This window comes from Candidatus Acidianus copahuensis (genome assembly GCF_000632495.1).
Taxonomy (GTDB): Archaea; Thermoproteota; Thermoprotei_A; order Sulfolobales; family Sulfolobaceae; genus Acidianus; species Acidianus copahuensis.
Genome location: NZ_JFZT01000020.1, coordinates 20,846 through 42,516 on the forward strand (window position 1 = coordinate 20,846; position 21,671 = coordinate 42,516).

Sequence of the window (21,671 nt, forward strand, 5' to 3'; positions counted from 1 at the left end):
GAATCACTTACTTTTTTGGTTGTTTGAAAACTTCATGATATAGACCATCCGCTCATTACTAAAAGGAATTCAACTTTTGCATATTCGTATCTCTAAACCCTTGTATAATAAGAAATAGGGTAAAGTAGTAACTTAAGTTCCATCCTTCTATGGGCTTAATATCATTTACCAAATAGTCAATCAGGATCAATTTGGATATAGCAATAAAGATATAGATAAGGGAAAAAATTGTATCTATAAGCTTTATACGTATAAGGGCTGTCTACTGTCATCCGTGTGTTTAATTTTCCTCTTCAAGATATATATTTAATTAAATTTTTAACTAATATTTTAAAAAAAAAGATAACTTTTACTTCTTTTCGAGATTAGCTAGTGCTATTTCTATTGCTTTATCTAGTTGTGGATCCTTGTCTAAAGCGTAATCCTGGGGAGTAATATCTACATCTACGTCAGGCTCAACTCCGTGATTTTCTATACATAGACCAATATCATACATGTGAACAGCAAACTCTGGTTGGGACACCATTGTACCGTCTATAAGTTTATGTCTTCCAGATATTCCAACTACGCCTCCCCATGTTCTCTTTCCGATTAAAGTCCCAAGCTTAAATTGCTTGAACATAAAAGAGAATAAATCTCCATCAGATCCAGCATTTTCGTTAGTTATAGCTACTGTAACTTTAGGTACAGAGTATTCGGGGAACGGAATACTCTTTCCATTTCTAGGAACTATGAATCCCACTGATCTCATAAGGAGTCTTTGAAGCAAAACACCAGATATGTAACCTCCTCCATTGTATCTAACGTCAATAATCAGTCCACTTTTGTAAAACTCCGATATAAAAGATCTGTAAAACTCTGCAAAACCCTCAGGTCCCATATTAGGTATGTGAATGTATCCTACTTGGCCTTGTGTTTTCTGGTGTACATATTTCCTGTTCTTCTCTACCCAATCTCTGTATACTATCCTTTTCTCATCGTTTAAAGTTCTTACAGTTACTTCTCTTTTCTGACCGCTCTTTGTTATGACAGAGAGGATTACTTGGGTTCCGGACTTATTTACTAGGAGAGATTGGGGATTAACATTTTCTCCTAGCTTTACACCGTCTATTGCTATGATACAGTCTCCTTCCTCAAGGTTAACTCCTGCCTCCTTAAGAGGTGATTTTTCTCCATCATTAGCTGGATCACCCTCAAATATTTTAGTTATAGTATAGCACTCTCCATTGAATTCGAGCGATGCCCCTAGGCTACCAACAGGGTATGGTATAGGTGTATCAAAGTCAGTTGGAATTTCATATGAATGAGATGTTCTGGTCTCACCAATCATCTCCTTAAGGAGATCTGAGAGTTCATATCTAGTCCCTACTTTATGGATTAGTTCCTTATACTTTTCCTTAATTTTATACCAGTTTATACTATCAAAATCTTTTCTCCAGTAGTTCTCTTCCATTAATCTCCAGGTCTCATTAAACATTTGTTCCCATTCCATCCGAGGATCCGTGATGAGTTTAACTCTACTTAAATCAATAACTCCAGTTTTTCTATCTGGATTAGGAGGAACGTTCTGTTCTGGTTTAGACGATACTTCTAGAAATCTAATTGAATCTCCCTGTTTAACTAAAATTTTTGTACCATCAAAGGAAAGAACAAAAGCATTTACGTTGTCTAAAAATACATCCTTTGACATTGTGTTAAAGTCAAAGAAGTCGATCCTTTCTTTTACCTCTTCTCTTGACTTCAACATTCCTTGTATCGGAGCTATAGCCATGAATACTCTGCCTTTCGCTCCAGCTATAGCAACATAGTTATCTCCATCTAGAGGAAACGGAGTAACTCTTTCCTGTATACCGTCAACCTCCACTTCTTGCTTACATTCAATGTTTTCAATCGGTTGGTTAAATGGAGAGTAACAATTTGATAATGGTACAATATAGGGTTTAACAGCCTTTGGAAAACTCATATTAAGAAATATCGGATCTTGCATCGGATCTAGATTTCTCGAGGAGAGGAAGTAAAGGTATTTTCCCTCAGGGTCAAACGCAGGAGAGAAATCTATAGAATACCCGGATGTTACTTTGACTGGCTTTCCATTTATTGAGCAAATCCTTATAGAACTAGTTCCAGGTGACTCTGGGAACGAATAGGCAAACCATGAATTGTTTGGGTGCCATGAAATCTGAGAAATTATGCCATATTCTGATGAATCAATTAACTTCTCCGTTAAGCTCCCTAAGTCCAGAAGCCAAAGTTCTAGTTTATTGTTGGAAATCAACACTTTTTTGCCATCAGGTGATATAGAGATTTGCTCTATTCTTCCAAAATCCTTATCTATTATTGTTGATCTGTTTGGGTCTAACCTGACTAGCCTATCATATCCCCTTTCGTCACTTACTGCAATTATTCCGCCATCGTTTAATACCCTAACAAGCTTATATCTTACTCCTTGCCTTTCTCCAAGTTGAACAGCGGGACCACTCCAAGGTCTCAGAAGAAATGGTCTTCCTCTTACTGAAACTGAAATCATATCGCCATTTGTGGAAAAATCATCAATCTTTATGTCAACAAACTTTTGTTGGGCTTTCCTTCTGTCTGTTTGAACGTCAATTTCAAGTTGTTTAGTCTCTCCATCAAAGAGGTAAATTTCTCCTCCTGATTGCATCACTATTCTCTTTCCGTCAGAATTTGCGTTCCTAGCCCCAAAATTGGTGAAATCCGAATGTTTCCTCAGATCTTTGCCTTCCAAATCCACAGAATAAAGATTCCCTATTCCCTCATGTTCAGATATGAAAAAAACTCTCTCCCCCACTATCATTGGCCAAGAGACGTTACCTTCAAGCGATACAAATCTGGAGAACGTCTTTCCTCCATCTTTTGATATCCATAATTCTCCCTTTCTACCTCCCTTATATCCTTTCCAAAAAGGAAGATCTTGATAACCCCTACCTATTATGATTACGTTATCTTTCCAGAACACGCTTGAAACGTTTCCAAATGGGAGCCTCTTAAACGAGTTCGTGTTAACGTTAACTTCATAAAGTTCAGTCCAATAACTAAAAGGTGTTTGATAGTCAGTTATAACTAGAACAGTGTTATTATCCCTCCATCCTGCTGCAAATGTAGTTGGTCTACCAAAAAAAGTCACTCTTTTAGGTTCACCACCAGATGATGGCATGACGTAAACTTCTGAAATTCCTTTTCCATCCTTGAGTTGGATTAAAGTAAAGGCGATGTTCTTCCCATCTGGACTAAATCTAGGTCTTATAGCAACTCCTAATCCTGAAGTAAGTCTTTCATATTTAGGATCGTTAATTTGGGAGATCCAAATGTCATCATCAGTTGTAAACGCTATTTTATCATTATGTATGGCTGGGAAAATCTTGTATGTTTTCATACAATGACTATTCCATTGAAGCTTTTAAGATGATCGAAACATAAGTCTAAATTAAAGATAAAATAAATATGAACTTTACAGAAGTTTAATAGGAAAAATATTTGGAAAGGATTTATTTGGATATAATTAATTTAGACATGTGCTAAAGGACATCGTGTTTCCATTAGTATTAATTGTATTAGTTCTATCTCTTATCTTTGCATCATACATTAGCTCATATATGATTAGACCTAGGATTAATATATCTGCATTGCTTAGTTTAGACTACGTTATTGTTAAGATAAAGGTAAATATTTCAAGTATACTAAATGATTATCTTAAAGTTTTTGTTGTATCCTTCAAAGTTTTAAATTATAGTACGAAGGAGAACATTTGTATAGTTGACTTCTCTGGAACAAAGACCTATAGTTTCTATGTTAAATTACCTCAGACTGTTTTAGAGAAGATAGAGTCACAAATTCCTGCAAGCGAGACTTTTCAAATATCTATAATTGAGGTGGTTCATTCAAGTGTTGGTACAGAAGTAGTTAAAACTCTTCAAGTTCATGGAGAATTAAAGGATTCATGATGTAGATCAATAGTTTCATGCTTTCTCTATATATCTAGCGTGAAGGTATACAGAAACTTTATCTCATAATCTCGCTATCTGACCTCCTCCCCGCTCTAAAGAGCGAGGCTTTAAGTTGTAAAGTACGGGCATAATGGATCTTCTGCGAATGGATCTTTAGATAAGGTGTAAGCTCTAGCTCTAGAACCACCACAAATAATCGAGAATTCACATTTTCCACATCTTCCTCCCATTTTCTCTTCTCTAATTTTCTTTAAAATTGGATTCTCTCTATATATGGAAAGAAGGGATTTTTCTCTAATGTTTCCAAGCCTTAATGGAAGGAAGCCACTTGGATAGACGTCGCCATTATATGAAATAAATATAATTCCTGATCCGTCCCTGGTAGGTAATGTTGACTTTTGGGGAGGATTTATAGGATTTCCTTGAAGAGAACGTAATTCATTTATCATTTTTATATAAGTTGGACTTTCGTAAGTTTTTCCTTCAGATCTTTCAAGTAACGCCCTTCTAAAGAAGGGTGCCTCTACTGTTCTTACAGCTATACCATAAGTTGTCACATCTACTAAAAACTGAATTACATCCATATAGTTGGAATAATCTATATCTAACGAATACTTACCTCTTCCAACTGGTATTAAGAAAAAGACTTCCCATACTTTCACTCCTAATTCTTTTAGTAATTTTACCATCCTAGGTAATTCTGTAAAAGATTCTCTCCATATTACTGTATTTATCTGAACACCAAGACCAACTTCTACACCTCTTTTAGCACTTTGAATTGCATAGTTGAAGTTTCCATAACCCCTTAATTTATCGTGAGTTTCTGATGTAGCTCCGTCTATGCTTATGGATATGGAAGATGCTCCAGCCTTTTTAAGAAGATCAATTTTTTCAATTAAACTCTTTGAGGGGGCTGGAGCGACTGATGGTATTAGTCCCAAGGATCTTGAAAACGAGATAAGCTCAATTAAATCGTCCCTGATTAGAGGATCTCCTCCAGTGAATATAACTACAGTTCTCGGAGGAAGTTCCCTCAGGAAATTCTTAGCCTCTTCTGTTGTTAGTTCATCCGGGAGACGAGAGGTAAGAGAGTTTGCTCTGCAATGAAGGCATGTAAGTGGACATGCCTTTGTCATCTCCCAAAAGACTAAATGTGGAGCATCGCTAAACATAGGTAGATTTTGAAAGAGAGTAATAAATTGCATTCATAGTTTAATGCGCCTTTTTCTTAATTAACACGGTTTAACGTAAAGACGTTTGTTTTACCCTGTTAAAGAATTTAACATCATTTATAAGTAAACCTTCTTTAATTTGTCTAAGGAAAATCTATCGTTATGATTCCAATTAGTGTAATAGTTACAGGTAGAGGAACAGTATCTTTTAAGGTTAAAGGTGAGTATAGTCCTGGAAATCCTAGCGGTTTTAGCAAGGTATTTAGACCTGTTGTAACGTGGAATATGACTTATAAATGTAATCTTAATTGTGCTCACTGCTATATAAATGCTGGGCCCGACAAGGAGGACATAGTGAGTACTGAGGAAGGAAAAAGGATTATAGATCAGATAGCTAATATTGGATCTCCTCTTCTAATCATGAGTGGTGGAGAGCCATTAATGAGGAGAGATTTCTTAACTTTAGCTTACTATGCAAAGAGTAAAGGATTAAGGCTTGCCCTATCAACAAATGGAACGCTAATTAGTGAAAGGATAGCTAAAGAATTAAAGGAAATAGGCTTTATGTATGTTGGAGTTAGTCTTGACAGCCCAGATCCAGCATGGCATGATAAATTTAGGGGGATGAAGAACGCATTTTCTATGACTATAAATGGGATAAGAAACGCCATAAACGCTGGGCTTGATGTAGGCTTAAGATTTACTTTAACAAGGGATAATATAGACCTTTTAGACGATTATATGTCTTTAGCTCTTAGTTTAGGAGTTTCTAGGATAACTTTCTACCATATTTCAGCCAGTGGAAGAGGAAAGAACTTGAAGGATATGGCATATTCACCTGTGCAGTACAAGAAATTTATGGATAAACTAATAGATTATGCTAAAAAACTTAAAGGAAGAGTAGAAATAGAGACAACGCTAGGTACATTTGATGGGATTTACCTCGCTAAAGGAGAAGAAGATCTTGATTTTGTTGCTGAAAGCGGAGGTTGTGGTAGGAAAATGATATCTATTTACCCTGATGGAACAGTTTATCCTTGTCAGTTTGTTGACTTTAGTCCGCTTGGAAACGTAAGAGAAAAAGATCTGAAGGAAATTATAAGGAATATACCAGAAATCTTCACAAATCCTGTGAACTTAATTAATGGTAAGAAATGCTCATCGTGTAAATATTTGGCTTGGTGTAGGGGAGGCGACAGAGTAAGGGCATATTATTGGGGAGGAGACCTTTTAGGAGACGATCCTCTTTGTCCCATTAATGAAGTAAAAGATTAGCTAGTATGTGAACTACTCTGCCCTAAATTATAGACTCAAAAGGGAATACAAAAGAGCAAGGGACAAGAGGAATTAAAGTGTGCGGGTTTCCCCACAGCTTCGGTGGTGTTAGTGGGTTAACCCGCTAATGGATCGCGATAATGAGCTTTGTTCAGAAGTGATAAAGCCCAAGAGTTTTATGGCGATAATTATCCTAGACTAGCAGGATCGACTGAAAGATCGAGGTAGTTCACAAGAAGACTATTCGCTTTTTAGGACAACATAGACTTCATTCCGCTAACCTTCATTTATATAAACAATAAATATTTCTTTCTATTTTATGGAAAGAATACATGACCAGTAATGATAAACGTAGGATTTTACTATAAGGTGAAAGAAGGTCACGAGAAGGAGTTTGAAGAGACGTTTGACAAAGTAGTAGATTACCTAAGGAAAGAATATCCTGGCTTTAAGAACGCTATACTTTATAAAAACGTAAAGGAACCTAGAGAGTACTTGATTTATAGCGAGTGGGAAGATCTAGACACGTTTAAGAAGTTCATCTCCTCCTACGCTTACAAGTCTACAGTAGATTATGGAAAAACAATAATCGAAGGTAGACCAACCCACAGAGTTTTCCAACAAGTCAACACGTGATTTATTAGCAGGATGCGTCAGGAATCCCCTTCGGAAGAGAGATGAATTAATACAAAAGTTTTAAGGCCTTAAGTTCTGCTCCGCAGCTGGATTGCCTATCATGTTTATTGTGGACATAACTTGGTGTAGTAAAGTAGCGTTACTACGTCGTAATCTAGCTCCTAGTCGATACAGCACACTTCAGTAGGGTGATGATATAACTGTAGTAAGGACAATCTAGTGCATATCTAACAAAAATGGAGACATTAAAAAGAAATACGAAGCCAAGCTAAATATCTTCTAAAGAAATATAAGTGTTTATTAATAATAATTTTTTTATAAAATAATTCATATTTCATTAGAGAAGAGTTAATAACATCTCAATCGTTATAATACCAGTTATGTTAAGTATACCTATTGGTTCAATAGGAACGGGTAAGATGAATTTCACTCCAGATTTTACTATAACAGATGTAACGGTATTAAATAATTGGGCAAATCCATTAGATATAAGAGGATTTCACGTAGTTAGGTTAGATGATCAGCCAATATTTTTACAAAACAATCCAGGAGAGAGAATTGAAGAACCGCCAAAATATATAACTAAAAAAGTTAAATTTGATGCACTTTTTCCTAGGGTTACATATTCATCTCCAGATTTTTCCGTTGAGGTTTTTTCACCTCTTATTCCAGGTAATCTAAAGGATTCGTCATTGCCAGTTATTTTCTTTAAGATTAAAGGAGAAGGAAAATTTGCGATATCTTTTCCAAATATCATAGGTAGAAGGTATGGAAGGGCAAATTTCTCCTGGAAGGGACAAATTAATGGTGTGGAGTACAAGAACTTGAGGTCGCTTCAATCAGATCCTGCTTATGGAGAGATGTTTCTAGGCTGCGAAAATTGTAAGGTTTATGCATTTCATCCTTATTATATCCCAGGAAAGAAAGGAATGACTGAGGACATTTCGGTTTTTAACAAATTAATAGAAGGAGAAGAAAACAGTGGGGGTGAAATTTTTCCTTATGCCAGAGAAGAAATAATGGGGATAGTTTACACTGATATTATTAAGGAGAAGTACTTTGTTCTATCTTGGTATACAAATGGAAGACCATATAACTACCCTTACGGCCACTATTATGAAAACTTCTTTCACTCTGCAATAGATGTGGCTAAATACGCTCTAAATAACGTTAAAAGGCTAGATGTGGATTGGAATGTTGAAGAAGAAGGATGGCTAAAGGAGGCTATTAGGAATAGCAGCTATATATTGACATCAAACACTTGGCTAACAAAGGATGGAAGACTAGCAATGTATGAAACTCCTTTCGTTGCCCCCCTTATGAATACAATTGGTTCGTTTACTTGGGACGGAGCTTCGTTTGCTTTACTTAAATTATTCCCAGATTTAGTCCTCAAAATGGACGAATACTTCGCGAATTTCATAAGAGAAGGGGAGGTACCGCATGATCTTGGAGAAGAGAGTATTGAGGATCCAATATATGGAGCATCCTATATATCTCCTTGGACGGATTTAGCATCAACATGGATATTGATGATATATAGAGATTATCTATTTACAGGAGATACTAATTTTTTGATGCGACTTTTCGATAAGGTAAAGGAAGCTATAGACTGGTTAATATCCCTAGATAGAGATGGCGATGGTGTCCCTGATTCAAAAGGAGGGTTTGACAACTCATATGATGGAACCCATATGTATGGCACATCATCATACGTTGCATCAATGTTTCTATGTTCAATGAATGCTTTCTTTTCAATGGCAAATATTCTTGGAAAGGAGATTGATAAAAAGTACAGGGAAGTTTACGAGAAGGCTAGTTATTCTATGAATTCTTTATGGAATGGCAAGTACTTTATTAACTCTAGAAGAGGAAATGAAGAAGAAAATAGTTCATGTATAAACTCTCAAATAGCTGGGCAGATTTGGTGTCAATTACTTTCTTTGCCACCTATAGTCGAGGAAGAAAAGATAGATAAGGCGTTAAGATCTATATATGAACTCAACTATAGATCCTCAAATTTTTGCTTAACTAATTCAACTTTACCCGATGGCAAAATTGACCTTAGTACTGGGCAAATGAGATCTTGCTGGCCAAGGGTTTCCTTTGCCGTGTCAGCACTGATGATCTTAAGGGGAATGGATAGTGAAGGAATGGAAATCGCTAAGAGAGAGTGGGATACAATAAGATCTCTTAATCCATGGAATCAGAGTTCAAGAATTGACGCCATAGACGGAAAATATGTTGGACTAATGTCCTATATTGGAAGCATGAATGTATGGTTAATACACATAGCTAGAGAGATAAGGGAGAAGAGAAAAGATGGAGGATTATAGATTACAATATACTAATTCAATGACGTTGAAGAGGGTAAATAAACATGAATGTAAGATCGCTAAACTTCTCTAATGTGTTGGCTAAGTCTTCATCTAAAAATTCTTCCCTCTTCTCATCAGGGTAACTTAGTCTCTGATAGACCACTGCCCTAAACTTTATCCCCTTACTTAAGAAGTATTTAGCTACCCTAGATGGGCCGTCAGCATAAGGTTCTGGAATTAGAGCTATTGTTCTTCCGATCCTGGAAATTTCTACTGCCTGTTCCAGATATTTGTTAACATCTCCTCTTACATGCAGGGTGAAGAAGATAATTGTTGCCATGTCTATACCTTCTCTAGATAAAGCATAATTCAATGATGAAACACCAGGTGTTATCTCAAGAGGTAAGTCACGGATTCTGCATCTTTCCTTTATTTTTTCAATGAATTGCCAATCTGAAACTGATGGATCTCCGTGATCTAGAATAACTACTTTCTGAGTCCTACCTTTATCTATAACGTTGTCTAGCTGTTCTCTTTCTGACTTGTATTCCAACTTTACTATATCTCCTTTAATAATGTTGGAGAACCTCTCTACTACTGATCCCCAACCTACAACTATATCTGCACTTTCTATAAGTCTCTTTCCCTTGTCGGTAATAAGTTCTGGATCTCCAGGACCTACTCCAACTAAGTATATCATTAGTCTCCCTCTATTGTGGCAAAGGAAAGTGTAGCATAGTTTCCTACCTTTACTTTTCTTAATATTAACCTGGAACTCTTTCCACCTAAGGTTAGTGCAATTGCCTCAGAAACTCCTGGAACGCCTAGGCTCTTAAGCTTCTCTCCTGATGGTGTAATGCAAGGAGATGAAAATCCCTTTAATTCTTCTAAGCTAAATACCTTAAATTCTGCTTTAAGCCTATGTGCAATTTCCTTAAATTCTTCCCTTACAGAACCGATAACTTTTACTCTGTCTTGAATATTCATTTCCTTAACTCTAGCACTAAGTTCTTTCCATACACCTTCAACGTTGACTTCCCTCTTTGAACCTATACCTACAGCAACATTTAGTGGCCTCAAAAATATTACATGTTCCCCTTTAGCCTTACCTATTGAAATGACGTACTTACAGTCATCCCCTTTAATGAAATGATCTCCAAGGTTTAAATCGATCCCATTTAAGCAAACCTTTTCTCCTCTTACTATAGCTCCATTTACTTTTGCTAACTCTTGGGGATTTTCTACTTTCGCAATTATGAACGATGCTATTCTTTCAACGCTCGGGATACCTTGAAGTTCTGATGCAGTAGTTATAACAGCAGGAGAACCAATCAACCTACTTATATCTTCAGCAGCGTCATTAGATCCCCAATGACCACCTAATATTGGTATCACAAATTTAGATCTATCATCGATAGATATTACTGCTGGATCCTTATCCTTTGACTTGGCAAATCTACAAGAGATCCTTATAGATCCTTCCAAAGCCATGATAAAAATCACTAGGTCTATGCAGTCCCAGTAGTTTTCTAAAATTTTTGGATTATAACTAGAATGAATTACTGGAACTTCAAACTCTTTTTCAATTTTTTCTCTGATGTCCTCAGCAGTTTTCCATCCTTCTTCTGATACCGATAAGATTAGCACTCCTCTCCAAAACCTTTCAATCATCTTCCTTTACCTTCCAAGGCCGATATGAGTGGTTATGCGATGGATCGTAAACGCTAGATCTTACCTCGTTCTTCACTATATCTGGATTAGCGGATATTCCCACAATTATTACAGAATCTCTATATATTTTTTCTTTCTTTACCTTTTGAACTATATCTCCTATAGTGCCTTTAACAATCTTTTGATTTGTCCATGTTGCCCTGTAAACTACAGCTACTGGTACAGAATCGTCTAGTCCCCCTTCCCTCAGTTGATCTATTACCTTCTCTATTATATGCACGCCAGTGTAGATCACCATTGTAGCTCCTTCCTTTACGTGATGAGCATAATCCCTTAGCGATCCTTTCATTGGAACCCTTAAAGATGCCCTCGTTATTATAACGGATTGCGATATCTTTGGTATGGTTAACTCGCTAGGTAAAACTGATGCTGCAGCTATAGCGGCAGTTATTCCAGGCACTATCTCAAACGGAATTCCTGAAGCCTCAAGAGCCCACATTTCCTCAAGTAAAGCTCCATAAATTCCTCCATCTCCAGATTTTAACCTAGCCACGAGTTTTCCTTCATCTGCGCTCTTGACCATTATCTCCACTATTTCGTTAAGGGTTAATGAAGAACTATCATGAATCTCAGCGTTATGTTTAGCCCAGCTTAATATCGTTGGGTTAACCAGTGAACCAGCATATATTATTACATCGGCTTGCTCTACGTACTGCTTTCCCTTTACAGTTATTAACTCTGGATCCCCTGGGCCTGATCCTATGAAAACGACTTTACCTACCGTCTTCCCTCACCTTTTTTTGCTATAATCATGGAGAAGTAGTCCCTATGGTAATTCTCCTCTTTCCATTTAGCTATTACCTCTCCTGTCATGTAACATCGCCTCGCATAAGTGATATGATATCCCGATAGTAGTTTAGCATCCACGTCTAATTCATGGCTTCCCTTTACTATAACTATTGTGTCAAATTTATCCTTCGCTAGCTGTATAACATCTCTTCTGCTAGAAGGGATAATAGCTATTGTGTCGTCCTTAGAACCTAAGTTTAATTCTGCTTTACAAGAACAGGCAGTGATTGATGAGATTCCAGGAATTAGTTCCACTTGGTCAAAACAATTAATGTAATCCTTTACTCTAAAATACGTGCTGTAAAGCACAGGATCTCCAAGAGTAGCAAAGACCGATCTAGCCTTTGCCTTAGTGCAGATTTCATTTCCTATTTCCTTTAGTTTTCCTTCATCTACTTCCTCACTCATTGGAAAGCCAAGGAAAACTATCTCCCCTAAAGAATATTCCTTAACTATTTCAATCGCTAAACTTCTTCCAGTACCAGAAGAATATGGGACAAATACAACATCAGCTTCTCTAAGGGCTTCTGAACCTCTTACTGAGATCAACTTAGGATCTCCAGGACCTAAACCTACAACTGATAATTTCACGGCGAATCACCTGAAACTATTATTACAGGATTTCTCGATATCATTGCAGTTCCGGTTGAAGTTCTAAGACCTTTACTTACTATAACTTGAGTAACATCTATATCCTTAAAACCTAACCTCTCCATAGTCGATATAGCCTTATAAGCGCTTTCTATTTGTATTGCATCAACTACTATTCTCCTTCCTTTAACTTGTGAAAGTATTTCCTCTAGTTTTTCAGATCCTCCACCGACAAAAACTCTGTCAAATCCTCCCATTTCCTTTAGACACTCTGGTGCTGCACAGTGAATTACTTCAACATTTTTAATACCAGATCTTTCTACATTCTCCTTAGTAAGACGAACTGCTTTTTCATCTTTATCTATAGCTATTATCTTTCCCCCTTTTACAATCATTCCAGCTTCCACTGTAATGCTTCCCGTTCCACATCCTATGTCCAGAAATGACTGCCCTCTTTTTAATCTCAGTTTACTTATTACTATTGCTCTAATCTCTTCTTTTGTCATTGGAACTTTCTCTTCCCTTACAAACATTTCGTCTGGTATTCCTGCTACATCAAATTCCCACACTTGTATCACCTACCTCTGCAAGAACCTCCTCAGAGTATCCTATAACTACGATCCCTAAGGAGACGTGAAATTTGTGCGATAACCTAAAAAGAGATCTTTCTGCAATTACCCTAATCACTTTACTTGAAAGATCTCCTAAATAATGTAAACCTTCTTCAACCGAAAGCGCTGAAGCGACCTTAGTTAAAAGGTTTGAAGGGATCCCAGCAATAACGCAAGCGTAAACCAATGATTCAATACGTGAATCCCCAAACCTATTATGTGTATTGAAGATGCCAGCAGCTACTTTACTCATCTTCCCCGGTTGACCAACAAGAATTATTTTTCTAAAGCCCAGTTCCTCCGCTAGTTTTAAGGAATCTCCTATCCTATCACCTATTTTAACAACTCTTTCTCCAAATCTTTTTCTTGAGTAATCTACGCTAGTATTTCCCATCGCTAGGACTATCCACTCTCCCTTCATCACGTTAAGTTCACATCTTATATGTTCAATGTAATCTTCATCGCTAACAGGAGACTCAATTCCCGTTGTGCCAAGTATTGATATTCCTCCTTTAATTCCAATAATAGGGTTCATAGTTTGATTAGCGAGTTCCTCTCCTCTCGGTACTTTTACTTCAACTATTGCCCCTTTATCCCAAACCTCCCTGATCGCATCAATAATCATTTGCTTTGCAATAGGGTTTATCGCAGCCTCACCCTTACTTACCTTTAGACCGTCTCTAGTTGCTAATCCAACTCCACTTCCGCCTACCACTTTTATCTCTTCTCCCCTTAGAGAGATACACGCAACGATTTCTACTCCATTTAAAACGTCTGGATTATCTCCAGAAAACTTATTCACCATGCAACATCTTTCCTCACCTTCAGTCCAACAATCACTCACTGGTACTTCAATCCTGAGACCTATTGGGGTAGGAATAACTACTGTTCTTTGCTTTACTCCAGTGAGTGCCCAGATCACAGCTGCCTTTGAAGCAGCAGCTGCTGAACCTCCTGTTGTTATACCAAATCTTTTTAGCGTTTCAATCATAGTTCGTACTTCCTCTCGTAACCTCTAGGCGTTATAACTAAATTTCCAGCGTTATACGTTCTTGAGTTCCCTACAATAATCGTTGTAACCATACCTATTTCGTTCTCGTATTTTTTCCAGTCCCTTAACGTGGTTACCTCCTTAATCTCTCCTTGTCTATAAGCCTTGGTAATTATGCCTACAGGAGTTTCAGGAGATCTAAACTTCGAGATTATTGACATCGTCTCTTCAAGAAGAGGTTTATTTATCGGGTTGTAGAGAAGGATTACAAAATCGCCCGTTGCTGCACTTTCTACTCTTTTTAATATCTCTTCTCTAGGTATGAGCAAGTCACTAAGACTTATTGATGCATAGTCTAGTGAAATTGGACTTCCAATCCTAGCAGCTGCGGCTAATCCAGCAGTAACTCCGGGTATTACTTCGACATCTAAAGTCATTCCTCTTCTTGCAATGATATCAAAAACTAGACTAGCCATTCCGTAAACTTGAGGATCCCCACTGGACACAAGAGATACGACTTTTCCCTCTAAAGCTTTCTCTATTGCTACATTTGCCCTAAACACTTCTTCCTTCATTCTAGCCCCAATTACTTCCTTTCCCTCAATGATATCAGATATCAACTTCAAATAGGTATTATATCCAACAATAACCTGACTTTCCTCTAGGACTCTCTGCGCCCTTAAGGTTCTAAGGTCTTTATCTCCTGGGCCAATACCTACGATGTAAAGCTTTCCACTCATGCTTTTTCACCTGCCATTTTTACTATCTCGTTTGCTATCGCTACAGCAATTCCAGATCCTCCCAAAGTGCCTCTAATTACTATAGATGGAATTCCTGAAGATATTAGCGCATTTTTTGCTTCTATAGCGTTCGTAAAACCTGGAGGCGTTGCTATGACAGCTGGGACCTCGGCGCCCATTTTAATTGCCTTAATTAGACCTAGGATCGAAGTTGGAGAGTTTCCTATAACAACTAATCTCTGTTCCTTCAGTCCATAAATTATAGATGCCTCAGCTCTAGTTATTCCCTCCTTTTTGGCGACTTCTATTATTTTTGGGTCATTAATTAGACAATCGGTCTTCCATCTGAGACCGGCCTTTACCATATTGACGTCAGACAGTATAGCAACTCCTGTCCTCAAAGCTTCTATGGTAGAGTCAATCGCTTTTTCATGAATATAGATAGCCTTTGCGATTTCAGGGTTTCCTGATGCAAAGATGGCTTTAGCTATTATCCTCTTTTTCCTATTATCCTCTTCCATTAGATATTGATTAATTAGCGAAAGAGATCTTTCTTCTATTTCTTCTGGATTTTCTACAAATTCAGCCGTTGAAAAGAGATTAAGTGGTTTTAATAACCTATACAATAGGGCTGTTCTTACTAAAGGAGATCTGGCTAATGTTTCAGTGAAGTAAAAACTTATTTCTTTTCCATTCAATGTTATATTGATCCACTTCTCAATTTCTACAGGCCTTCCAATCATCTCGCCCATTATATCATTATATATGTGGTTTCCTCTACCTAGAAATACGAGTCCTATTATAAACTTTGAGTAACCCTTTTCAATCAGTTCATTAATTAAATCTCTCCAGTTGGGAGAATTGAATTCGTTATACGAAAGAAATACCGGAATCCCTACGTAATTAGAAATATCATTAACCATAATCTCTATGTCCTCATTATACGTACCTCTCCTTGAACCGTGGCCTATCAACACAATGGCTGTACTGGTTAGCCTATCCATATTTATCTCCACGTTACAGGGTTAATAAATCTTGACTATAATCTATCATCTATTTTGTGCAAATAGGAGTTATGAGATTGAAAATCTTTCTATTAATGTTAAATAATCCTTATTATAAGGTTGATTTTACATTAATATTAAATGTCTTATGTTACGTCCTATTTTTGATCTTGCATAGAAAGCGATCAATAGAACTAAAATATAACAGATCTCAATTGCAAGTTGTCTAGAACATTACGTAAAGAGGATGGGAAAGGATCAAGAAGCTCTAAGTTGAAAAGATAAACTAACATCAAAATTCACATTAAGGTCAATATTTCTTCCTCAATTTTGTTGCCTTTACAATAAGAGACATGAACTGATATTTTCGACCAACCCTTCATGATACCACATCAACTTGATTAATTAATTTCATCTAGATAAGTTATTATAGCTAATATTAGAAAAACAATGTTAAGTTTACATTCCAATAGCTGATAGTTGGAAACCTATTTTTTACTGTAAAGATGTAAAGAGAACCACTCTAACTTTCTCCGTAATCTATCCACCATGAAATCAGGTTTTCCTTTTCTCGCATGTTCATGGCTTTCCCCAGGATATCTAACAAGTTCTGCCTCCACTCCCTTGCTCCTCAGCGCTAAAAAGTATTGTTCTGCTTGTTCTATAGGACACCTGTAGTCATTTTCTCCATGAATTAGCATAAGAGGAGTCTTCACATTACTTACATGGTATATGGGTGATAGGGTCATGAGTTTCTCCATTCCTTCTTTATTCCACGGATCCTCAATTCCAGCCTCTATTGCGTTGAACCAGAATCCTATGTCGCTAGTTCCACACATACTAACTAAGTTGGATATGCTCCTTTCGCTTATTGCAGCAGAGAAAAGATCAGTCCTTGTGATAATCCAGTTCGTCATAAATCCTCCATAAGATCCTCCTGTTATTCCGATCTTTCCGTTTAACTTAAAATCTTCAATTACCTTCCTTGTGAAGTCTAGTATATCTTGCATATCTTTTCCTCCCCAATCTCCTACGCAACCTTTAGCGAATTCTTCTCCATACCCTTTGCTACCTCTAGGATTACAGTAAATAACATTAAATCCATTTGAGGCAAAAAACTGAAATTCTATAAAGTATGCATAACCATAAGCCATATGTGGTCCTCCATGGATAAATAAAATTGTAGGAGAATTGTTAGACGAGATCATTGCCCAACCTTCGATGTGATGATTAACCTTTACCGGAGTTATGGATTTGATCCCTTGATTAGGATCTACTTCCTTATCTTCAAACTTTAGGATTGAAGGTTTTGTGGGAGTGGAGTAAAAGTAGGCTAGCTTTCCATTATAATAATCAAAACCTCTAACCGATATTTGGCCTGATGTAATCTTTTCAGCATCATCGAGGACTTTATATAGATGTGTTTCCCCTCCTTCTTGCCCTAAAGTGTATACTACATCATCATAGATTATCCTTATTTTTGTTCCATCAAAGATATCTGTTAAAACAAAGTTACCACAAGTCTTTCCACAAATGACGCTCTTTCCTTTTTCGGGAAAGAATATCCTATTACTAGCCCAAGGAGATAGTCCTTCTCTTTGGCCCAAAAAAGCCACTTCTCCTTTCTTGTTTACTGCTACTGCCTCAACTGTCCCCTTCCCCTCGCTGATTTTATGAATTTCACCTGTATCCACGTTTACCTCATAAACATTAGCTATACCAAAATCATCATCATCTATCGTGGCAGAAATAACCACTCTTTCTCCATTTGTAGATACGTCAGTAACGTCAAAGTCTCCGCTAACTAACTTACGAAGTTCTCCATCAAATATAAAGAGAGATTGTCTTGACCTTAATAATCCTCTGCTGTCAAATCTATACTTCCTTTTAGTTGTAGAAAAAGGCGTTTTAGAATTGATTTTTTCCTCTCCTAGGATAAGAATTCCCTTTCTATGAAAAGTGTAATTCGAGATGCTACGAAGGGATAATAAATCTTCCTCAATTCCATACTCTTTCTTTCTTATTAAGTGTTTTTCCTTCTTTCCTTTAACATAATATAGATAACCATTATAGTATGAAGGAAGAGATATGTGTCCTGAGATAACTTTCTTGTCGTTAGAAAACAACATAGAGTAATAGTCGTGATTTCTTATTTCTGTTTCTACGTACATTAATCCATTTTCATTTAATTTAACGTCTGATATGACCCTTATGGAGTAAGCATCTTCTGGGGTCATAAAATTAATAGTGTTCTGAAAAATAAAAATTATTTTAAGACCGTATCTTTATGATAATTTATTCGCACTGAGTTGTACAACATATGGAAACTTTTAATTAAATTTTGTTGATTCTGATCATAATTTATCATTCTATGTAGGTTAAGTTATATTTTATGAAAGTTTTATCCATCGTTAATAATGAATATTTTTATTCGCATATTGTTTAGGTTAACATAACGTTAAATTGTTAGCTTTTTATTAAGATGTTTTTAACCTATCGTATTTTAATATACATTATGGTAATTCCAAAGGAACAGCTCCTTTCAAGGGCAATGGAAGTTATAGAAAGGGCAAATAAGGAAGGTATCATATTGAGGCTTATAGGAGGTGCAGCTATTGCAATTATAGCAAAAAGGGGGAGCGAACTCTTTCCCAGACAATATAAAGATGCCGATTACTTCGGCCTTTCTTCTCAATCAAGCAAAATATCTAAGTTTATGGAATCTCTTGGTATGACTCCAAACAAAAGGTTTAATGCTCTTCATGGAGGCACCAGACTTATGTTTTTTGATCCAGTCCTAAACTCAACAATAGACGTATTTCTTGATGAGTTTGCGATGTGCCATAAAATTACCCTAAAGGATAGGTTAAAGATAATGAAGTACACGATCCCTACTTCAGACCTTTTCTTGACCAAGATTCAAATAGTTAACTTAACAGAGAACGATAGAAAAGACATAGCTGCTTTACTTTACGACGTTGATCTAGGGGACCATGATGATGAAAAAACCCTTGACTTGAATTATGTTGTAAAAATACTCTCAGAAGATTGGGGGTTTTACAAAACATATACTATAAACGACGAAAGAATGCGTGAATACTCTAAAGGATACAATGAAATCCTATCCAAAATGGAAAGGATAAGGAAAGCGGTAGAGGAACATCCAAAGAGTTTAAAGTGGAAAATGAGAGCAAAGGTTGGAGAAAAAGTTAAGTGGTATGAAGAACCAGAGGAGGTTAATGTAAATTTCACTGGGTCAAGTTGAACTATGATGAGAAAATAACGCTTTCTAGTCTTCTCAAAGTATTTCGTAAGATTAATTAATTTCCCTATAATTAGAAAATTATGCAAGTTAAAGTTTATACAATCGGCCCGTTAAATACAAACTGTTATGTTGTGGTAGATGGAGATGAAGCGGTGATAATTGACCCGGGAGGAGATCCGCAAGAAGTCATAAGCAGTATTCAAGGAAAGAAAGTAAAGGCTATAGTGGCAACTCACGGCCATTTTGATCATGTACTCGGAGTTAATGAAATCAAAAAGAGAGTATCAGCTCCATTTCTCCTTAATGGAAGAGACTTAGATTTGCTTAAAGCTTCAAGCAAAATGGCTGAAACATTTGGAATTAAAATTGAGAAGATAATTGAGCCTGATTTGTTTATAAGCGAGGGAGATACTATAGTTATTGGGAGGAGAGAACTTAGAGTAATAGAGACTCCGGGCCATACAATGGGTAGTTGTTGCCTTCTAGGAAAGGAAGAGATATTTACAGGAGATACGTTATTTGCTAATACAATTGGTAGGACAGATTTAGGTGGTTCTAAGGAAGCTATGTTCAGATCCCTTGAGAGGATAAAGGCCCTTGATGATAATCTCGTTGTATATCCTGGACACGGAAATTCAACAATCTTAGGATACGAAAAAGAAACTAACCCTTTCTTGAACGGGGAGATTACTCAGGATGATATTTAAAATGATAAGAGTAATCTTCAGATCTCGTTAAATTGTTACTATCTAGATGTATAAGTAGAATATCTGGATACTTAATTACCATTTTATTCTACTTTACTTAAAGGGAAAATAACTTCCTCGTTAACCGTTAATAGTTAAAGCTAGAAAATGTGAAATCTTGTTATGAAATATGATGCCATTATAATAGGTTCAGGACATAACGGTTTAGTATCATCAATTGTTCTAGCAAAGCATGGGCTAAAGGTCTTAGTATTGGAAAAAAGAAATCTTCCTGGGGGTATGGCAGAGACAAAGGAGTATAAGGGTGTAAAATATTCGAGACTTTCCTATGTTCTAGGACTTTTCCCCAGAAGAGTAATGGATGAGATTAATGTGACATTCCCCCTAATAGATTCGCCAGTAGCCGATATCTTCGTTACAGAAAATAGCAAAATTATGAAGATATGGAGAGATAAGGAAAAGAGAATTAATGAGTTCAAGGCATTTAAGCAATTCAAATATCCAGAATTTGAGGAAAAGATCTTTAGGTTTAAGAAATTAATAGAAGAAAAATTTCAATACTTGACAGTTCCGCCATCTTTTGAGGAAGTAAAGAAGGAAATTGAGGGAACTGATCTCGAGATCTTTGCAGAGAACACTGGTAAGGTATTAAAAGAATACCTTGATCCAGAGTTTCATCCATATTTTGACTACTCCTTTATGACGAATTTGCCAGCCTATGTTATGACTTACTACTTCTCTTTAGATTGGAGGTTAGTAAGGGGTGGAATGGGAACAGTAGGAGAAGTTTTGTATAGAAGAGCTAAGAGTTTGGGAGTTGATTTCCTGTTTGGGGAAACTGTTAAGGAAATACTTTTTGATGACGGAGTAAAGGGTGTGTTAACAGATAAAAGGGAAATTCAAACCGGTGTTGTAATAAATGCCGGAAGTCCTGTTAATCTTTCTGCTCTCACTTCTGGATACATTAAAGTAAGTCATCCAGAATTTAGACCGGCATGGAGACGTACAAATGTAATCCTAAAGGAGTTACCAAAAATGCCTGATTTCATTCAAAAAAATCCTGGGACTCTCTACACTTTACCAGGTGGTGAGGTTACGATACCTTCAATGATAGACGAGCTTGGAGGCCATGTTATAACTATCATGGGAGGATTAGACGAAGTTGAGGACTTTTTCCCAGACATTAGAAGGAAAGCAATTCACATAGAAGAATTAAGAAGCTCTGTTTTAGAAGAGGAGTATAGCGCTCCTTTCGGAGACATGAACCATATGCCCATGTATTCTGAATTTCTATTTGATAGAAGGCCAGTTAAAGGGTGGGGATATACTACGCCAATTAATGGTCTTTATAATGCTAGCTCTGGAACGTATCCAGGAGGGCAAGTAACGGGGGTTCCAGGAAGAAATAGCGCACATAAGGTCATTGAAGATATCTTAAAACGTTAATGGAACATATCCTTGGTTAATATATTTTGCCATCCTTTCGCCTATAGGAGCTAACGTTATACCCATGTCCAATACATCATCCTTGATTCCCTCCTTTTCAGCTGAATAGAAGCATGCTGAATCTATTGCTCCCCGTTTCTGTAATTCTTCTAAGGCAGCCAACCCTTCTTCATCTAGAGATTTAAGTGCCTTAAGCGCTTCACCTAAAATTATTACCTTTACGTCTTCATACCGATTAAGAGAGTTCTTTGCTATTACTAACGAGGTAGGAAGCCTTTTTTCATCCATTAGGAGGAAGAGAATTTTTGCCATGATATAGGAATTGTGCACTAATTTATATCTATGAGGGATTAATAATGGCATGGAAAATCCTAGCTGTTCTTTCAACCACCTTACCACTCTTTGTATTTGTCCTTATCTCTCAGGATTC

19 protein-coding genes are annotated in these 21,671 nt (G+C 36.8%); 7 read left to right on the top strand and 12 right to left on the bottom strand.

Going from position 1 to position 21,671, the window contains the following annotated elements:
* Positions 1–349 precede the first annotated feature (349 nt).
* Positions 350–3,394 carry a S41 family peptidase gene (locus CM19_RS03250; RefSeq protein WP_048099024.1) on the bottom strand — a complete coding sequence of 1,015 codons (3,045 nt, stop codon included), beginning with the start codon at positions 3,392–3,394 and terminating at the stop codon, positions 350–352.
* A 139-nt stretch (positions 3,395–3,533) separates the two neighbouring features.
* On the opposite strand from CM19_RS03250, the gene CM19_RS03255 reads away from it, so the two are divergent.
* The gene (locus CM19_RS03255; RefSeq protein WP_150111366.1) at positions 3,534–3,962 is read left to right on the top strand and encodes a hypothetical protein; all 429 of its coding nucleotides are present in this window, start codon (positions 3,534–3,536) and stop codon (positions 3,960–3,962) included.
* A 110-nt stretch (positions 3,963–4,072) separates the two neighbouring features.
* Here CM19_RS03255 and CM19_RS03260 read toward each other — a convergent pair whose 3' ends face one another.
* On the bottom strand, positions 4,073–5,137 hold the full coding sequence (locus CM19_RS03260; RefSeq protein WP_235185607.1) for a TIGR04053 family radical SAM/SPASM domain-containing protein: 1,065 nt from the start codon (positions 5,135–5,137) through the stop codon (positions 4,073–4,075).
* Between the two features lie 162 nt (positions 5,138–5,299).
* On the opposite strand from CM19_RS03260, the gene CM19_RS03265 reads away from it, so the two are divergent.
* The 3 genes from CM19_RS03265 (at position 5,300) to CM19_RS03275 (ending at position 9,384) form a co-directional block, all read left to right on the top strand.
* On the top strand, positions 5,300–6,412 hold the full coding sequence (locus tag CM19_RS03265) for a radical SAM/SPASM domain-containing protein (protein WP_048099027.1): 1,113 nt from the start codon (positions 5,300–5,302) through the stop codon (positions 6,410–6,412).
* 342 nt (positions 6,413–6,754) lie between these two features.
* Entirely contained in the window at positions 6,755–7,048 is a 294-nt protein-coding gene (locus CM19_RS03270; RefSeq protein ID WP_048099028.1) for an antibiotic biosynthesis monooxygenase family protein, read from the top strand.
* A 380-nt stretch (positions 7,049–7,428) separates the two neighbouring features.
* Complete coding sequence (locus tag CM19_RS03275; protein ID WP_048099029.1) at positions 7,429–9,384, top strand: GH116 family glycosyl hydrolase; 1,956 nt, start codon at positions 7,429–7,431, stop codon at positions 9,382–9,384.
* A gap of 16 nt (positions 9,385–9,400) precedes the next feature.
* Here the strand turns inward: CM19_RS03275 and cbiE are convergent, their stop codons facing one another.
* The 9 genes from cbiE to CM19_RS03320 all read right to left on the bottom strand — a co-directional run bounded on the left by cbiE (position 9,401) and on the right by CM19_RS03320 (position 18,060).
* On the bottom strand, positions 9,401–10,066 hold the full coding sequence (cbiE, locus tag CM19_RS03280) for a precorrin-6y C5,15-methyltransferase (decarboxylating) subunit CbiE (RefSeq protein ID WP_048099030.1): 666 nt from the start codon (positions 10,064–10,066) through the stop codon (positions 9,401–9,403).
* A complete protein-coding gene (locus tag CM19_RS03285; protein ID WP_048099031.1) occupies positions 10,066–11,037 on the bottom strand; it encodes a cobalamin biosynthesis protein in 972 nt (323 codons plus the stop codon). Before CM19_RS03285 ends, cbiE begins: the two co-directional genes overlap by 1 nt.
* Complete coding sequence (gene cobM / locus CM19_RS03290) at positions 11,030–11,800, bottom strand: precorrin-4 C(11)-methyltransferase (protein ID WP_048099032.1); 771 nt, start codon at positions 11,798–11,800, stop codon at positions 11,030–11,032. Before cobM ends, CM19_RS03285 begins: the two co-directional genes overlap by 8 nt.
* A gap of 14 nt (positions 11,801–11,814) precedes the next feature.
* Complete coding sequence (locus CM19_RS03295) at positions 11,815–12,477, bottom strand: cobalt-factor II C(20)-methyltransferase (protein WP_048099033.1); 663 nt, start codon at positions 12,475–12,477, stop codon at positions 11,815–11,817.
* The gene (cbiT, locus tag CM19_RS03300; protein WP_048099041.1) at positions 12,474–13,010 is read right to left on the bottom strand and encodes a precorrin-6Y C5,15-methyltransferase (decarboxylating) subunit CbiT; all 537 of its coding nucleotides are present in this window, start codon (positions 13,008–13,010) and stop codon (positions 12,474–12,476) included. The genes CM19_RS03295 and cbiT overlap by 4 nt, the downstream gene beginning before the upstream one ends.
* A gap of 22 nt (positions 13,011–13,032) precedes the next feature.
* Complete coding sequence (gene cbiD / locus CM19_RS03305; RefSeq protein ID WP_048099034.1) at positions 13,033–14,079, bottom strand: cobalt-precorrin-5B (C(1))-methyltransferase CbiD; 1,047 nt, start codon at positions 14,077–14,079, stop codon at positions 13,033–13,035.
* A complete protein-coding gene (locus tag CM19_RS03310) occupies positions 14,076–14,819 on the bottom strand; it encodes a precorrin-3B C(17)-methyltransferase (protein WP_048099035.1) in 744 nt (247 codons plus the stop codon). The genes cbiD and CM19_RS03310 overlap by 4 nt, the downstream gene beginning before the upstream one ends.
* A complete protein-coding gene (locus CM19_RS03315) occupies positions 14,816–15,823 on the bottom strand; it encodes a precorrin-8X methylmutase (RefSeq protein ID WP_048099042.1) in 1,008 nt (335 codons plus the stop codon). The genes CM19_RS03310 and CM19_RS03315 overlap by 4 nt, the downstream gene beginning before the upstream one ends.
* Before the next feature lie 488 nt (positions 15,824–16,311).
* Positions 16,312–18,060 (bottom strand): alpha/beta hydrolase family protein, encoded by a 1,749-nt coding sequence (locus CM19_RS03320; protein WP_048099036.1) that lies wholly within the window; start codon positions 18,058–18,060, stop codon positions 16,312–16,314.
* 278 nt (positions 18,061–18,338) lie between these two features.
* Between CM19_RS03320 and CM19_RS03325 the strand changes: the two genes are divergently transcribed.
* From CM19_RS03325 to CM19_RS03335, 3 genes are all read left to right on the top strand, one after another.
* Positions 18,339–19,088, top strand: coding sequence for a hypothetical protein (locus tag CM19_RS03325; RefSeq protein ID WP_048099037.1), 750 nt, complete (start codon positions 18,339–18,341; stop codon positions 19,086–19,088).
* An 80-nt stretch (positions 19,089–19,168) separates the two neighbouring features.
* Entirely contained in the window at positions 19,169–19,795 is a 627-nt protein-coding gene (locus CM19_RS03330; RefSeq protein WP_048099038.1) for an MBL fold metallo-hydrolase, read from the top strand.
* A gap of 162 nt (positions 19,796–19,957) precedes the next feature.
* A complete protein-coding gene (locus tag CM19_RS03335) occupies positions 19,958–21,241 on the top strand; it encodes a phytoene desaturase family protein (protein ID WP_048099039.1) in 1,284 nt (427 codons plus the stop codon).
* Here CM19_RS03335 and CM19_RS03340 read toward each other — a convergent pair.
* Complete coding sequence (locus tag CM19_RS03340; RefSeq protein ID WP_150111367.1) at positions 21,230–21,628, bottom strand: DsrE family protein; 399 nt, start codon at positions 21,626–21,628, stop codon at positions 21,230–21,232. The two genes, CM19_RS03335 and CM19_RS03340, sit on opposite strands and share 12 nt — an antisense overlap.
* Positions 21,629–21,671 lie beyond the last annotated feature (43 nt).

Coding starts and splice junctions, on each gene's coding strand:
- CM19_RS03250 (WP_048099024.1), bottom strand. CDS start 3,394: ATGAAAACATACAAGATTTTCCCAGCCATACATAATGATAAAATAGCG.
- CM19_RS03260 (WP_235185607.1), bottom strand. CDS start 5,137: ATGTTTAGCGATGCTCCACATTTAGTCTTTTGGGAGATGACAAAGGCA.
- CM19_RS03265 (WP_048099027.1), top strand. CDS start 5,300: ATGATTCCAATTAGTGTAATAGTTACAGGTAGAGGAACAGTATCTTTT.
- CM19_RS03270 (WP_048099028.1), top strand. CDS start 6,755: ATGATAAACGTAGGATTTTACTATAAGGTGAAAGAAGGTCACGAGAAG.
- CM19_RS03275 (WP_048099029.1), top strand. CDS start 7,429: ATGTTAAGTATACCTATTGGTTCAATAGGAACGGGTAAGATGAATTTC.
- cbiE (WP_048099030.1), bottom strand. CDS start 10,066: ATGATATACTTAGTTGGAGTAGGTCCTGGAGATCCAGAACTTATTACC.
- CM19_RS03285 (WP_048099031.1), bottom strand. CDS start 11,037: ATGATTGAAAGGTTTTGGAGAGGAGTGCTAATCTTATCGGTATCAGAA.
- cbiT (WP_048099041.1), bottom strand. CDS start 13,010: ATGTTTGTAAGGGAAGAGAAAGTTCCAATGACAAAAGAAGAGATTAGA.
- cbiD (WP_048099034.1), bottom strand. CDS start 14,079: ATGATTGAAACGCTAAAAAGATTTGGTATAACAACAGGAGGTTCAGCA.
- CM19_RS03310 (WP_048099035.1), bottom strand. CDS start 14,819: ATGAGTGGAAAGCTTTACATCGTAGGTATTGGCCCAGGAGATAAAGAC.
- CM19_RS03315 (WP_048099042.1), bottom strand. CDS start 15,823: ATGGATAGGCTAACCAGTACAGCCATTGTGTTGATAGGCCACGGTTCA.
- CM19_RS03320 (WP_048099036.1), bottom strand. CDS start 18,060: ATGACCCCAGAAGATGCTTACTCCATAAGGGTCATATCAGACGTTAAA.
- CM19_RS03325 (WP_048099037.1), top strand. CDS start 18,339: ATGGTAATTCCAAAGGAACAGCTCCTTTCAAGGGCAATGGAAGTTATA.
- CM19_RS03330 (WP_048099038.1), top strand. CDS start 19,169: ATGCAAGTTAAAGTTTATACAATCGGCCCGTTAAATACAAACTGTTAT.
- CM19_RS03335 (WP_048099039.1), top strand. CDS start 19,958: ATGAAATATGATGCCATTATAATAGGTTCAGGACATAACGGTTTAGTA.